We start from the raw sequence: 13,821 nt of genomic DNA, 5'->3' as shown, positions 1-13,821 counted from the left end.
AATATAAGTCTCGCGGCTACAATGCGGCATGTTCGCGTTAGACACGCACTCCGGCCGATTTTCCGTAGAATTGGCGTCTCGTGTCTCGGTCCTCGACGCGGACCGTGTTACTTTTCGCACTGGCACGGCCAGTACGAGCATGCACGTTCGGGAAGGCGGTGTCGACATTGAGGTCCCCGAGCAAGAGGACGGGGTCGGCGACGGGGTCTTTTTCAACCCTGTGCAGGAACTCAACCGCGACCTGACCGTCGCGGTGCTTCGGGCCTACCGCGAGCGCGAACCACGCGCAGAGAGCTATCTCGACGCGATGGCTGCCAGCGGGATTCGCGGTGTCCGGGCGGCGGCCGACGACTGGGACGTGACCTGCTGTGATGTCGACAGCGAAGCGCTCGACCTCTGTCGAGAGAATCTCGACGCGAACGAACTCGACGCGGCGACTGTCCAGCGCGATGTCAACGCAGTTCTGCACGAGGACTACTTCGACGTGGTCGACCTGGACCCCTTTGGCACGCCAATTCCGTTTGCCGACGCTGCTTTCCAGGGGACACGCAATCTCCTCTGTGTCACTGCAACGGACACCGCGCCGCTGTGTGGCGCACACTTCGAGAGTGGTGTCCGCTCGTACAGCGCCGTCCCGCGCAACACCGAGTACCACGCCGAGATGGGCGTCCGAATTCTCCTGTCGGGACTGGCCCGGACGGCTGCCAGGTACGACATCGCGATTCGTCCAATCCTGACCCACGCCACAAACCACTACGTCCGGACGTATCTCGAACTCGACCGCGGCGCGCGAGACGCGAATGCTGTCGTCAAGGGATTAGGGTTTATCTACCACTGTATGAACTGTCTCCACCGCGAGCACGAGGCTGGCCTGCTCGCGGAGTCACCGGCTGAGTGCCCGAACTGCGGGAGCGAGCTCACGACAGCAGGCCCGGTCTGGCTCGACCGCATCTGCGACTCGGAGTTTCTCCCCGCGGTCCGGGCTGCCCTCGACGACGAGATGGGGGCCGCCGACGAGGCCCGTGACCTGATTGACCGTCTCGCAACAGAACTCGACCAGCCGACACATTTCGACCAGCACCGCCTCTGTGAGCAGTGGGGTGAGCCGGCTCCAGCGATGGACGCCTTCCTCGGCGCGCTCCACGACGCCGGATTCGAGGCCTCGCGCACACACTACGGCGGCACGACGTTCAAGACGACAGCGTCCGTTGCGGAGGCTCGCGAGGCAACGGCGACGCTGTTCGAGTGACTGGCGGGGTTTCTGGCCCAGAAACAAACGGATATCGTTTTGATTGATACGTCTGTACCAGTGGGTATGTCCAACGAATCGTCGCGTGCCAGCAGTGCTGACGGTGAACAGGTAGACGAACGAGTTGCCAAGTTCATGGGCGCAGGCTCGGGTGTGATGAGCGGCGTTGCGCTCGCTGCGGCCAGTTATTTTGTGTTCGACACCAACGCGCTACTGTTCGGTGCGCTGGTCGGCCTGCTCTCTGCAGTCGGGTCCTCGCTGTTCATGCCGTGGATACTCCAACAGTCCGAGGAGAGTTCTGCCGCTGAGGAGACAACTGGATTCGACACCACCGAACCAGAGACCGACGCTGGCGGAATCAACACGGCTGCTTTCGGTGCCGGGTTGGAAATCGCCGCTGTTGGGATGTTTACACTCCGACTCGTTTTCGAGGACATTCTCCTTGCCGTCGGCGGTGGCGTCGCCATCGGGCTTGGTGTTTTCCTCGTTGGTTCGGTTCTGTTCGGATACGCCGAGTAAGTAACACCAGACAAAGCGACTACTTTGCCGTCCGCTATTTCGAGACGCTCTGAACGTCGCGTCTCGCTTTACTCTTCCTGTGCGTCAACAACCGCAACGCCTGCGAGGTTGACGATGTCCTTCACTTCGTCGCCCCGCTGGAGGACATGAACCGGCTTGTCCATTCCGACGAGCATTGGCCCGATGGCCTCCGCGCCGCCGAGTCGCTGGAGCAGTTTGTAGCCGATGTTGCCGGCTTCGAGATTCGGGAAGACGAGGATGTTTGCCGGGTCGTCGAGTTCGGAGAACTCGTAGCTGTCGTTGAGAATATCCTCGACGAGAGCCGTGTCGGCCTGCATTTCGCCGTCGACAGGGAACTCCACGTCAGGGTCCGAGCGGAGATTGTCGGCCGCGCGGCGAATTTTTCGGGTCCCGGGATTGTTGACGCTGCCAAAGTCAGAGTACGACAACAGCGCTGCCCGCGGTTCGACGTTGAACCGCTGGGCGAGTTCGGCTGTGTGGCGGGTCATCTCTTCGAGCACATCGCGGCTCGGGTCCTGATTGACCGTCGCGTCGACACAGAACACGACCCGGTTCTTGAACGTGAGCATGTAGACGCCACCGGCGTAATCGGCGTCGTCGGCGGTACCGATCACCTGCAGCGGCGGGCGGAGTGCGGCCGGATAGTGGTGCATCAGTCCGGTCAACAGCGCGTCTGCGTCGCCGACTTCGACCATCACGCTGCCGAGGTAGTTACCATCCTCGATGAGGTCTTCGGCCTCTCGGCGGGTGAGACCGTTGCGTTTGCGCAGGTCGTGGAGTCGGTCGGCGTAGGGGTCGAGGTTGTCCGCGTCTGGGTCGACGATTTCGGGCTCGAAGTTCAGTCCCAACTCCTCCATCTGTGCCCAGATTTCCTCGCGGTCACCCAGCAGAATCGGCTGGGCGATGCCCTGGTCGGTGAGCTGGTAGGCCGCCCGAATCATCTTCTCGTCGTCGCCCTCCGCGAGGACGACCCGCTTTGGCTCGCTCTTTGCCTTGTTGAGCACGACCCGCATCATCTCACGGGACTTGCCCAGTCGGGCTTCGAGCCGCTCGGTGTAGGCGTCGAGGTCGAAGTCGTCCCGTGCCGCGCCGCTCTCCATCGCCGCCTCGGCGACGGCGGGCGCAACCTCGAACAGCACGCGCGGGTCGAGTGGTTTCGGGATGATGTAATCGGGGCCGAACTGCAGTGGGTCGTCGCCGTAGGCTTTGACCACTGCGTCGGGCACGTCCTCGCGGGAGAGCTCCGCCAGCGCCTCCGCGGCGGCGACTTTCATCTCCTCGTTGATCTCAGTTGCGCGTGCGTCGAGTGCACCCCGGAAGATGAACGGGAATCCGAGCACGTTGTTGACCTGATTCGGGTAATCCGAGCGTCCCGTCGCGACGATGACCGTGTCGTCACGGGCCTGTTTGGCGTCCTCGTAGCTAATCTCGGGGTCGGGGTTGGCCATCGCGAAAATAATCGGGTTGTCAGCCATCGACCGGACCATATCCTGGTCGACAATCCCGCCGACCGAGAGGCCGACAAACACGTCGGCCTCCTCCATCGCGTCGTCGAGGCTCCCCTCCGGCACGTCGGTGGCGAACTCCTGTTTAAACTCGTTGACATCACCGGATTCGGCTCGCTCTTTGGTGATGATGCCGCCCGAGTCACACATCGTGATCCGGTCTTTGTCTGCTCCAAGTGAGACGTAAAAGCGTGCGGTCGCGATCGCGCTCGCTCCAGCTCCCGAAAAGACAATATCGAGTTCAGAGATATCCTTGCCGCCGATGTCGACCGCGTTGAGTAGTGCTGCTCCGGAGATGATTGCCGTCCCGTGCTGGTCGTCGTGGAAGACGGGGATATCCATCTCCTCGCGCAGGCGCGACTCGATCTCGAAACACTCCGGCGCCTTGATGTCTTCGAGGTTGATACCGCCGAAGGTCGGTTCCATTGCCTTGATCGACGTGACCATCGCCTCGGGGTCGTCGTGGTCGAGTTCGATATCGAAGACGTCGATGTCGGCGAAGCGTTTGAACAGTACGCCTTTGCCTTCCATGACAGGTTTGCTGGCCTGCGGGCCGATATCACCGAGTCCGAGCACCGCAGTGCCGTTGGAGACAACACCGACCATGTTGCCTTTCGTGGTGTAGCTGTAGGCCTTCTCGACGTCATCTCGGATCTCTCGACACGGAGCGGCCACGCCCGGCGAATACGCCAGGCTGAGGTCGCGTTGTGTGTTCGTCGGTTTCGTCGTCGAAATCTCGATTTTCCCGGGCGGATCTTCCCGGTGGTAGTCGAGTGCGTCCTCGTCTAGTCCCATGCACATATGAGTCTCCGGAGAGCCCAAAAGAGCATCGGAACCCCTGCCTTCGGTTTCCCCTGTGACGGGAAGAATGCGACAATTGAAATATCTCGGCTCCTGAAAGCCGTGTATGCGCCCCTCATTCCGCCATTACCTGACTGTAACGACAGTCAGCGCCTTTGGACTCATCCTCCTTGGCGTCTACACCGGAAAGATCGGTGCCGGACTGACCTGTGCGGGTCGATGGCCGTTCTGTGACGGCTATCTCGGGCTGTTCCCCGCGACGTGGCCTAGTTTCGTCGAGTGGTTCCACCGACTGGTCGCGATGGTTGTCGGCTTCATGATTCTCGGCGGCGGCCTCGTGGCCTGGCGTGGCGAGTACGACCGCCAAATAACCGCCGCACTGGGCGTCGCAATCGTCATGCTTCCGCTGCAGATTCTGTTCGGTGCGAACACGGTACTCAACTTCGGGGTCACTGCCTCGATGCTCCACCAGACCGCCGCGCAACTGATCTTCGCCGGACTGGTCTACGCGACGGCGCGCTCGTACTGGGTTGCTGACAATACGGACCCAACGACGACAGAGGCCGAGACTGACACTGCCGTCGCCGGCGACTGATCACATAAAATCCGACAGTCCCGCCTGCTCGTCGTCTTCGCTTTCGTCTTCGCTCTCCTCTTCCGCAACCGCCTGCTCGTCCTCAGTCTCCGCTGATTCAGCCGTCTCCAGTTCGACGTCGGGGTCAGGTTCCTCGGGTGACCCCTCGAAGGCGCCCTGTGAAGCGGCGACCGACTCGGATTCACGCAGTTCGTTCGCGTCTTCGACAATCGATTCGACTTTGTTCGTGTTTTTGCCGCTGCCGGTCACGAACGCGACGTGTTCGGCCTCGAACTCGTACCGGGCAGCCATCGCAACCGTCAGGTCGCGGTTCGTGCAGTGGTGAGTCATCACTGCGAGTTGTGGCATAATCTCTCGGCGCGCCGTGCTCATGCTCACACCGTTGGCCTCGGCAATTTTCCGGGCAATGTGGTCGCGCTTGTCCCGTGTCGCCCGTGACCGGCCGAGTTTCGACCAGTAACTCGGCGGGCCGTACCGCGTCCAGCCACCTTTCTCTCCCTGGCGAGCAGCAGCGACACCAGCGGTCATGTTGTCGCCCGCGTAGCGCCAAAACGAGTAGTTCTGTGTCGCACGCACGCGCCCGAGCCACCGGTCAGCATTCGCCAAGAAATCGTATGCACGGACGAGTTCCTCGCCGTGGTAGTCTTTGGGCATGTTGTCCTCAATCCAGTTGATGAGGTCGTCCGGTGTCTCGTCGACATCGTAACTCGCCTCTAGCGCTTCCTGTGGGCCGGCCTTCTTGATGACGGTGTCGAGATAATCGAAGACACCCTCCGTCGTGTCTCGCTCGCTGGTCACGACATCGTCGGCTTCGAGGCGGTCCTTTCCGTCCGCGAGCGCCTGCAGGTCCTTGATTGCTCCTCGGAGGTCGCCGTTGTTGGTTTCGGCGATCTGTTCGAGGGCCTCACTGTCGAACTCGATGTTTTCCTTGCGACAGAGGTCACGCAAAACTGGGAGAATCGAGCGCTTGGAGACACCACGGAACTCGATGTCCTCACAGGCGTTGCGCAGCCCGTTCGACATGTCGTAGAAATCATTCGCGATGAGAATCATCGGCTGGCTGGCTTCCTTAACCAGCGAGGTCACTGCCCGCGACCCGCCCCGGTCGGCATTCCCGTGGATGTTGTCGGCCTCGTCCATGATCAGGAGTCGACGCCCGCTGCCGCCCGCGGTCAGGGTGCCGCTTTTCGCAGCCTCACCGGCAACTCGCTCGATGACGTCTTTCGTTCGGGAGTCTGAGGCGTTCAACTCGATGGTCGGCCAGTCCAGGTCGGCCGCCAGCGCGTGTGCGGCCGAGGTTTTGCCGATGCCCGGCGGGCCGTGGAGAATGACGGCTTTCCGGTGGTCGTCCCACGTCGCGGCCCACTTCTGGAGTGCGTCGCGGGCCTTGTCGTTGCCCCGGAGTTCCGACAGCGACGCAGGCCGGTATTTCTCCGTCCAATCAGTCATTGTCGGGAGTTTGTCCGGGCCGCGCTTAGGGGTTGTGGACGGGCCGCCGCCGACCTCAGAAGGGCCGACGTGTTTCCAGTCGATACGATCCATTTCCAGTGATTCGTCCAATTCTCCGCCGCTTCGACACTGACAAAACTGGTTTTGGGCTCGACAGTTCGTTTCTCTGGCGTATGGCTAATCTGGTTTCGACATGTTTACGGCGAGCGCTGAAGGAATTGCAACCATGGCAAAAGTAAGCATCGTCGGTGCGGCAGGCACCGTCGGCGCGGCAGCAGGGTACACAATTGCACTCGAAGACATCGCTGACGAAGTCGTTTTCGTCGATATTCCCGAACAGGAAGACGTCACCGTCGGGCAGGCTGCGGATACCAACCACGGGATCGCCTACGACTCCAACACTGAGGTCCGACAGGGCGACTACTCCGACACCGCTGGCTCGGATGTCGTCGTCATCACGGCCGGTCTCCCGCGCAGTCCGGGCGACTCTCGACTCGACCTGGCTGACGATAACGCGCCGATCATGGAAGACATCCAGGACTCACTTGCGGAACACAGCGACGACTTCATCACCGTCACAACCTCCAACCCGGTCGACCTGCTCAACCGCCACCTCTACGAGGCCGGCGACCGCGACCGAAATCAGGTCATCGGATTCGGTGGTCGACTCGACTCCGCCCGATTCCGCTACGTCCTCTCGGAGCGATTCGACACCCCCGTCGGCAACGTCGAAGCGACGATTCTGGGCGAACACGGCGACGCACAGGTTCCGGTCTTCTCGAAGGTCCGTGTCGACGGCACTGACCCCGAGTTCACCGAAGACGAACAGGAGGAGATTCTCTCCGACCTGCAAGAGAGCGCAATGAACGTCATCGAACGCAAAGGCGCGACAGAGTGGGGTCCGGCCCGCGGTGTTGCCCACATCGTCGACGCGATTCTCAACGACACCGGCGAAGTGCTCCCGTGTTCGATTCCGCTGGACGGCGAGTTCGGCCACGACGACGTTGGCTTCGGTGTCCCGGTTCGACTTGGCGAAAACGGCGTCGAGGAGGTCATCGAGTGGGACCTGACCGACTTCGAGCGCGACCAGATGCAGGAAGCCGCCGACAAACTCTCCGAGCAGTACGACCAGATTAGCTAACGTCGACGGCCCCCTCGACGTGGCTGGTACAGAACGGACAGCCGTTTCGCATCACTGCTTCTCGCGTCGCTGGCGAGACGCTCATTGTTCCCCCGCATGCCGGACAGACGAACGCTTGCCCATCAGATGCTTGCATATCTTAGAGTATGGTTCTCTTTCACATAGCTCGTTGTCCTGAGTATGTGGGTTGTTTTAAATACGGTCTGTCTACTATACGGGTCCGCGCGCGGTGTAGTTGGCTCCGATTGCGTTGTCGATATCGGTTCGAGTCCGTGGCGGCACCGTCGAGACGAGCCAAATTTTCAGCGTTGATTTTCACCCAAAACACTCGTGATTGACATCACAAATTTATGTATCTCTCAAAATCGCTGTACAGTGGCCTTTTTTCTGGTCGTGAAACCGCCGTTATGGTAGTGAAAACAGTCATCTAGTTGAAATCAAATATCAAAACTGCTAATCGAACATGGGGGTTTATGTAATTCTCTGTACTGGGATTGAACTGGAATGCAACGAGTCAAAGCAATGTTTGACGACGACAGTGCAGTTAGCCCAGTGATCGGCGTGATCCTGATGGTCGCGATTACGGTTATTCTCGCGGCTGTCATCGCGTCGTTCGTACTCGGGCTTGGGGGGAACAACGAACCGGCGCCGAGTCCGACGATTGATTCGTCAAGCGATGGCGAAAATCTGAATTTCAGTATCACCGGCGGTGATGAATTTGACTCGACGGTTACGACGATCAACATGGAAATCACTGCCAACGGCACCACTTACAGTGATGATGGAATTGACATGCAAGGTGGAAGCTTCAGTGGCAATGTCACGTACAGTGGCGTGTCAGACGATACGGCGAGTGCTGGCGACGAATTCAGCTTCTCCGTTGACAACGACAAGGCCGTCGAAGAGTGGGAGATTGAAGTCATCTACAACCCGTCTGACCAGGACGCGTCGACGATCTACTCCGACTCCTCGTAAACGAAACCACACTTTTCTTTTTATACAACGTTGACCAGTGCCAACAGTCTCACTTTGGCGGCGGGACGATCTCAATGGTCTAGTCGTCAGTCGTCGTGATACCAACGGGGTTATTGATATTTGCTTCCTCGTCCGCCGAGCGAAGCGAGGCGGTTCACTGAACGCGAGGCGAAGCCGAGCGTTCAGCCTTTTTCACCCACGTTTTTCAAGGAGTGGTGCGCGCAGCGCACCCGACGCAGAAAAAGGTGGAGTGGGACCGCCCGGATTTGAACCGGGGTCACGGGCACCCAAGGCCCGAAGGATACCAAGCTACCCTACAGTCCCTCGTATCTACTGCTGGGAGGGACGCAAGTGTAAGCGTTTCGTTGCCGCGCTGGAGTGGGCTGTGCGACCATTTCTCACGACTCAGCTTCGATCGGCCGCCCCTCACTCTCCCACTCAGTCAGACTGCCTTCGTAGAAGCCGACGTTCTCGTAGCCGAGATGGCTGAGCACGGTGTAGGTGTGGCTGATCCGCCGAGCGGTGTTACAGTACAGTAGAATCCGCTTCTCGGGGGCAATCCCCTGCGCGTCGAGGATGGCCTCGATCTCTGCCCGCGGTTTGAGGCCGCGGGTCTCGTCGTCGACGAGTTCTCGCCAGTCGAGTCGCACCGCGCCGGGAATGTGGCCGTCCTCGAACTCCCACTCCTCACGAGTGTCGACAATGACCGTTTCTCCGTCATCGATAGCGTCGGCGACAGTCTCCGAATCGACCAGCGGTGTCTCGTCTGGTCGCTGAATAACGTACTCGACTGCTTCGACCGCTGGCTCCTCGGACGTAACCTGGCGCTCTAACTGCCACGCGCTGAAATCACCGTCCAGAAGGTGAAGTTTCTCCGGCGGGTGGCCGTACAACAGTGCCGTCACGAGCGCTCGCGCGGCGAAGACGCCGTGGTGGTCGTCGTAGGCCACGATGTGGTCGTCACGGCTGATTCCTGCCTCGCCGAACAGCGTCGCGAAGGCGTCCTCGCCGGGGAGCATCCCCTCGCCGTCGCCGCCGTCTGCGGCGTGTTCGTCCGCGCGGAACTGCTCGAAGGGGATGTTCACCGCGCCGGGAATATGCCCGATGCTGTCGTACTCCCACGCCTCGCGCACGTCGACAACCCGGGCCGACTCGTGGTCGGCGAGCCAGGCGGGCGAAACGACTCGTTCGCTCATGCCCGCACATTTAGGCTGGACTCGTTTGAACGTATCCGTTCGGAGGGGTCCGAGGGTACCAGCAACTTTTGCTTACAATTTGCTGGCAACCACTCACGAGCCGGATGCCGTTGTGGACTCTCTGCGTGGCTGGTTGCAATTGGAGCGATAGTCTCTTTCTGAAACAGGTTAGTGTTGCCGGAATAGCCAACGTGTGGCGGCTCATGCCGCAATTAATACCGCTTTATGCGTGGAAATGGTTGTATAGTATGCAAACATGAGTGAGAGCAATTACGCAAAAGACGTACTCGTATCAGCGGACTGGGTCGAGGGTCACCTCGACGAGTTCCAGAGCGACGACCCGGCCCACCGGCTGGTCGAAGTCGACGTTGACACCGAGCTGTACGACGAGAGCCACGCACCGGGCGCAATCGGCTTCAACTGGGAGACAGACCTGCAGGACCAGACACGACGGGACATTCTCGAGAAAGAGGACTTCGAGGACCTGCTGGGCTCCCACGGTATCACCGAGGACTCGACCGTTGTCCTCTACGGTGACAACTCCAACTGGTTCGCGGCCTACACCTACTGGCAGTTCAAGTACTACGGCCACGACGACGTGAAACTGCTCGACGGCGGCCGTGAATACTGGGAAGAACACGACTACCCAACCACCGACGAGGTTCCTGACTTCTCTGCAGTCGAATACACCGCCTCCGGTCCGCGCGAGTCCCTTCGGGCCTACCGAGAGGATGTCGACAACGCAATCGAGCGCGGCCTGCCGCTTGTCGACGTTCGCTCGCCTGAAGAGTTCAGTGGCGAAGTGCTCGCCCCGCCAGGTCTCGACGAGACCGCACAGCGTGGCGGCCACATCCCCGGCGCAGAAAACATTTCGTGGGCCGCAGTCACGAACGACGACGGCACGTTCAAGACTGCTGACGAACTGGAAGAGCTGTACGCTGACTACGACATCGACGGCGACGAGACGACTGTCGCCTACTGCCGAATTGGCGAGCGCTCCTCTGTCGCCTGGTTTGCCCTGCACGAACTGCTGGGCTACGAGGACACCATCAACTACGATGGCTCCTGGACCGAGTGGGGCAACCTCGTCGGCGCGCCAATCGAAAAAGGCAACTAAACCGACAGCTACCTGGCGGTGCTGTTCTGGAACTGCTTGCGGATTTCCCGTGTTTTTGTTTTCCGTCGTCAACCCGTGTCACCGCTCGGTGAGCCGACAGTGCCAGTCCAGCTAGCCACACCGAAACCCCTAATCCTCCGAAGACGAATTCACACGTACGTTTCGCGGATACCCAAGCTATGAGTACGAGCCGAATTGAGCACTGGAGCCGCACGTACCGGTCACAGCTCTGGACACTGGCAGCGATCAACGCACTCGTTGCGGTCCAAGTGCTCGCCGCCGTGCTCTATGGGCTGGTCTTCGGCACCTCGTTGCTCAGTCTCCACATCTTCCTCCTTCCGTTCATCTGGATAACGACGAGTGTCGTCACCATCTGGTACACTGACTCCGTCTCCAGAGGCTGGAAGCCGATGGCCTTTGCCGGCGCTGTCGCCGTCGGCTACCTCTCGCTGTTTCTGTGGCTCTCGGGGACCATTGGGTTCGTCCCGTCACAGCTCGAACCCGTCACTGGCTCGCTTGGACTCGGCATCGACGCTGGCCGGTCCTTTGGCTGGGGGCCGATTATCTACTACTCCGGCGAGTGGATTGGTGCGCGAATCATCCCCTACCAGATTATCGGCTACGTCTCGCTCTCCTATATGGTCTATCTCGCAGTGCTTGACGTGACGCGGTCGGCGGGCGCGGGGACAATTGGTCTGATTCTCTGTCCGGGCTGTGCGGCCGCGGCGTTCGTGCCGGCCTTCGGCGGGATTGCCGGCGTTTCGGCTGCGCTGACGGTTTTCCTCCAGTTTAGCTACGAGATTGCGACCGTGATGTTCGTCGTGGCGATGGGGTGGCTGTACTACCAGCCCTCAATTCGGACGGTGCGTCACCAGACGAGCCAGCATCTGCTCCCGCTCACCGCGAGTCTGGCCGTCGCGGTTGCCAGTCTACATCTCTTTCACCCGACGCACGGCCTCGTTCGCTTGCTGGAGTACGCGCGATATCTGGTCGCTCCCGACCCACGACCGTTCGCGTTCACGCTCTCAGGAATTGCGCTGCTCGTCGGTGTCGGTCTCGGGGCTGTCGACAGATACCGGCGACCGCTCTACGCGCTGGGCATCGGGCTCACGCTGACGTTCCTGCTGGGCTACGCCGGGTGGCACACAGTTCTCGACCACGGCACCTTCTGGCCGACAATCGAACCGACCGGCCACACAGAGACAAATCCGCTGACGTCGATTAGCACCCACCTGTTCAACGACGGTTACGCACTGTTGAGTAAACTCCTCGAACTCGCGCTGTTGGCTGCACTCGTCGTCTGTTACCGCCGGTCCTGAGTTCCACTGCCAGCGACGGCGAACTGCTGCTCGCGTCGAAAAGAGTCCGTTGCGTTAGTTCGGTGATGGACCGACACGGCCGAGCACGACGATGCCAATCGTGATGACGACGCCGAGGCCAATTGCTCCGCCCATTCCCATTGCAACTTCAGTTGGTGTACGGATGCCGAACTCGGTCATGAGCCGGAACGCCACGGCAATCAGAAACAGCGCGCCGAAGGCGAGCGCTGCCGACGCGACCGAGTGTGAGTGTGGCTGGCCGATTCGCTGGCCGAGTGCGTAGGTTCCACCGACGATCACCGAGGTGTAGACCCCAACTTCGACTGCGAGCGCGAGTTCCTCGATGTTGCCGCCGAGAAACGCCGCGGTCAGCAGCGCCAGGATAGCGCCAATGCCGGCGACGAGCGCCGCGAACTTCCGTTTGTCTCGAAATGACTCCTTGTCCATGCTGATCTCTACCTCGCCTTATCACCCCGGCCCTATAATCGTTTACGAAGTAACGAGGAGGAAGCCCCGTGTTTTAGCGCGGGGATGAATCCGACAACGTGGCGTCAAACCACACTCGCTCCGACAGGATATTCCACAGTAAGGTTAGTCCTAATATTTATGAAAGATAGAATACTATACTTACATGTGTCGAATCGAGTTGTCACGCGGACACTAAAAGCGAGTATTACTAATCACTCGCAAGTCTCTGACGAGCTTGATTCGCATGGCTTCGCCGCCAGCAAACTCTGGAACATCGGGCGATGGACAATCTCGCGTGTTTGGGATGCTATCGGCCATATTCCAGACGCCGACGAACTCTGCTCGTACCTCAAGAATCACGAACGCTATGCGGACTTGCACTCGCAGTCCAGTCAACGAGTTCTTCAAGAACTCGGTGAAGCGTTTGTTTCGTGGTATGAACAGAACGATTCCGACGCGAACCCACCCGGTTACCGCAAACACGGCGATAAACACCCACGCTCAACCGTGACGTGGAAGAACCAGGGTTTCAAGCTGGATACCGAGTACAACCGCGTTCGTCTCTCGAAAGGGACAAATATGAAGGAGTCTCGGTATGCCGCGGACTACATCCTCTGTGAATACACGATCCAAGCAGACGACCAGACCCTTGCTGATGTTGAAAGCATTCAGACAGTCCGAGCAGTCTGGACTGGTGACCAGTGGGAACTGCATTTCGTCTGTAACGTACAGGTTGAAACGTCCAAAAATTCCGGCGACAAAACGGCTGGTATTGACCTTGGAATCTGCAACACGGCGGCTGTCTCTATCGGTGATGAGACACTGCTGTACCCGGGCAACGCGCTGAAAGAAGATGCTTACTACTTCCGTCACGAAGAATACAGCACTGAGGGTGAGAACGGCCCGAGCAACAAGGCACAGCGGCTTCGACAAAAGAAGACTCGACGACAAGACCACTTCCTGCACGCACTGTCGAAGGATATCGTAGAGCAGTGTGCTAACCGGAACGTCGGGACGATAGCAGTTGGACACCCGAAAAAAATACGTGATGACTCCGATTGGGGACGCCACGGTAACAAACGACTACACGACTGGGCATTTGAAATTCTCCTGAGGCACATTGAATACAAAGCAGGGGAACGCGGTATCGATGTAGAGCGCGTTCCCGAAGGCAAATTGAAAACCTCGAAAACGTGCTGTGAGTGTGGCACAGAATCAGATTCAAACCGTGTTGAGCGTGGATTGTACGTTTGCTCAGAGTGTGAGCTGGTTGCGAACAGTGACCTGAATGCGGCGGAGAATATGCGAGCTACGGTAACTCCGAATCCGTCACAGGATAGGAGTAACGGCTGTTTGGCACAGCCATCGGTGCGCCTGTTCGATACATCGACGGGGAGAGTTGCCCCTCAAGAACAGGTTGTCCCGTAGACCACAATATCCCAACAGCTGTCGGGAATCCTCGCTAT

At 59.5% G+C, this 13,821-nt stretch carries 13 protein-coding genes and 1 tRNA gene; 8 read left to right on the top strand and 6 right to left on the bottom strand.

The features are described 5' to 3' along the window. Positions 1-139 precede the first annotated feature (139 nt). Positions 140-1,249 (top strand): tRNA (guanine(26)-N(2))-dimethyltransferase, encoded by a 1,110-nt coding sequence (locus tag ACMGFM_RS09835; protein WP_436902369.1) that lies wholly within the window; start codon positions 140-142, stop codon positions 1,247-1,249. 66 nt (positions 1,250-1,315) lie between these two features. Then, entirely contained in the window at positions 1,316-1,768 is a 453-nt protein-coding gene (locus ACMGFM_RS09830) for a hypothetical protein (RefSeq protein ID WP_436902368.1), read from the top strand. 68 nt (positions 1,769-1,836) lie between these two features. Here ACMGFM_RS09830 and ACMGFM_RS09825 read toward each other — a convergent pair whose 3' ends face one another. After that, positions 1,837-4,089, bottom strand: coding sequence for an NADP-dependent malic enzyme (locus tag ACMGFM_RS09825; RefSeq protein ID WP_436902367.1), 2,253 nt, complete (start codon positions 4,087-4,089; stop codon positions 1,837-1,839). Between the two features lie 112 nt (positions 4,090-4,201). Between ACMGFM_RS09825 and ACMGFM_RS09820 the strand changes: the two genes are divergently transcribed. Beyond that, positions 4,202-4,690 (top strand): COX15/CtaA family protein, encoded by a 489-nt coding sequence (locus ACMGFM_RS09820; RefSeq protein WP_436902366.1) that lies wholly within the window; start codon positions 4,202-4,204, stop codon positions 4,688-4,690. On the opposite strand, the gene ACMGFM_RS09815 is transcribed toward ACMGFM_RS09820, so the two are convergent. Beyond that, positions 4,691-6,139, bottom strand: coding sequence for a replication factor C large subunit (locus tag ACMGFM_RS09815; protein WP_436902365.1), 1,449 nt, complete (start codon positions 6,137-6,139; stop codon positions 4,691-4,693). Positions 6,140-6,365: 226 nt separating this feature from the next. On the opposite strand from ACMGFM_RS09815, the gene mdh reads away from it, so the two are divergent. Next, complete coding sequence (gene mdh / locus ACMGFM_RS09810; RefSeq protein ID WP_436902364.1) at positions 6,366-7,280, top strand: malate dehydrogenase; 915 nt, start codon at positions 6,366-6,368, stop codon at positions 7,278-7,280. On the opposite strand, the gene ACMGFM_RS09805 is transcribed toward mdh, so the two are convergent. Continuing rightward, on the bottom strand, positions 7,273-7,416 hold the full coding sequence (locus tag ACMGFM_RS09805) for a DUF7560 family zinc ribbon protein (RefSeq protein WP_436902362.1): 144 nt from the start codon (positions 7,414-7,416) through the stop codon (positions 7,273-7,275). The genes mdh and ACMGFM_RS09805 overlap by 8 nt on opposite strands. Positions 7,417-7,802: 386 nt before the next feature. Between ACMGFM_RS09805 and ACMGFM_RS09800 the strand changes: the two genes are divergently transcribed. Next, positions 7,803-8,255, top strand: a complete 453-nt coding sequence (locus ACMGFM_RS09800; RefSeq protein ID WP_436902361.1) for a type IV pilin domain-containing protein — start codon at positions 7,803-7,805, stop codon at positions 8,253-8,255. Positions 8,256-8,506: 251 nt separating this feature from the next. Here ACMGFM_RS09800 and ACMGFM_RS09795 read toward each other — a convergent pair. Next, a tRNA-Pro gene (locus ACMGFM_RS09795) sits at positions 8,507-8,579 on the bottom strand. A 74-nt stretch (positions 8,580-8,653) separates the two neighbouring features. After that, positions 8,654-9,451 carry a sulfurtransferase gene (locus tag ACMGFM_RS09790; protein ID WP_436902360.1) on the bottom strand — a complete coding sequence of 266 codons (798 nt, stop codon included), beginning with the start codon at positions 9,449-9,451 and terminating at the stop codon, positions 8,654-8,656. A gap of 256 nt (positions 9,452-9,707) precedes the next feature. Here ACMGFM_RS09790 and ACMGFM_RS09785 point away from each other — a divergent pair, with 256 nt between their 5' ends. Then, a complete protein-coding gene (locus tag ACMGFM_RS09785; RefSeq protein WP_436902359.1) occupies positions 9,708-10,568 on the top strand; it encodes a sulfurtransferase in 861 nt (286 codons plus the stop codon). A gap of 179 nt (positions 10,569-10,747) precedes the next feature. Further along, entirely contained in the window at positions 10,748-11,887 is a 1,140-nt protein-coding gene (locus tag ACMGFM_RS09780) for a DUF7546 family protein (RefSeq protein ID WP_436902357.1), read from the top strand. 54 nt (positions 11,888-11,941) lie between these two features. Here the strand turns inward: ACMGFM_RS09780 and ACMGFM_RS09775 are convergent, their stop codons facing one another. Continuing rightward, positions 11,942-12,334, bottom strand: coding sequence for a hypothetical protein (locus ACMGFM_RS09775; protein ID WP_436902356.1), 393 nt, complete (start codon positions 12,332-12,334; stop codon positions 11,942-11,944). A gap of 186 nt (positions 12,335-12,520) precedes the next feature. Between ACMGFM_RS09775 and ACMGFM_RS09770 the strand changes: the two genes are divergently transcribed. Continuing rightward, positions 12,521-13,783 (top strand): RNA-guided endonuclease InsQ/TnpB family protein, encoded by a 1,263-nt coding sequence (locus ACMGFM_RS09770; RefSeq protein WP_436902606.1) that lies wholly within the window; start codon positions 12,521-12,523, stop codon positions 13,781-13,783. Positions 13,784-13,821 lie beyond the last annotated feature (38 nt).

The organism is Halovenus halobia (assembly GCF_051414135.1).
GTDB classification, from domain to species: domain Archaea; phylum Halobacteriota; class Halobacteria; order Halobacteriales; family Haloarculaceae; genus Halovenus; species Halovenus halobia.
The sequence above is the reverse complement of the archived record's forward strand: the minus strand, read 5'-3'. Positions and strand labels throughout refer to the sequence as shown.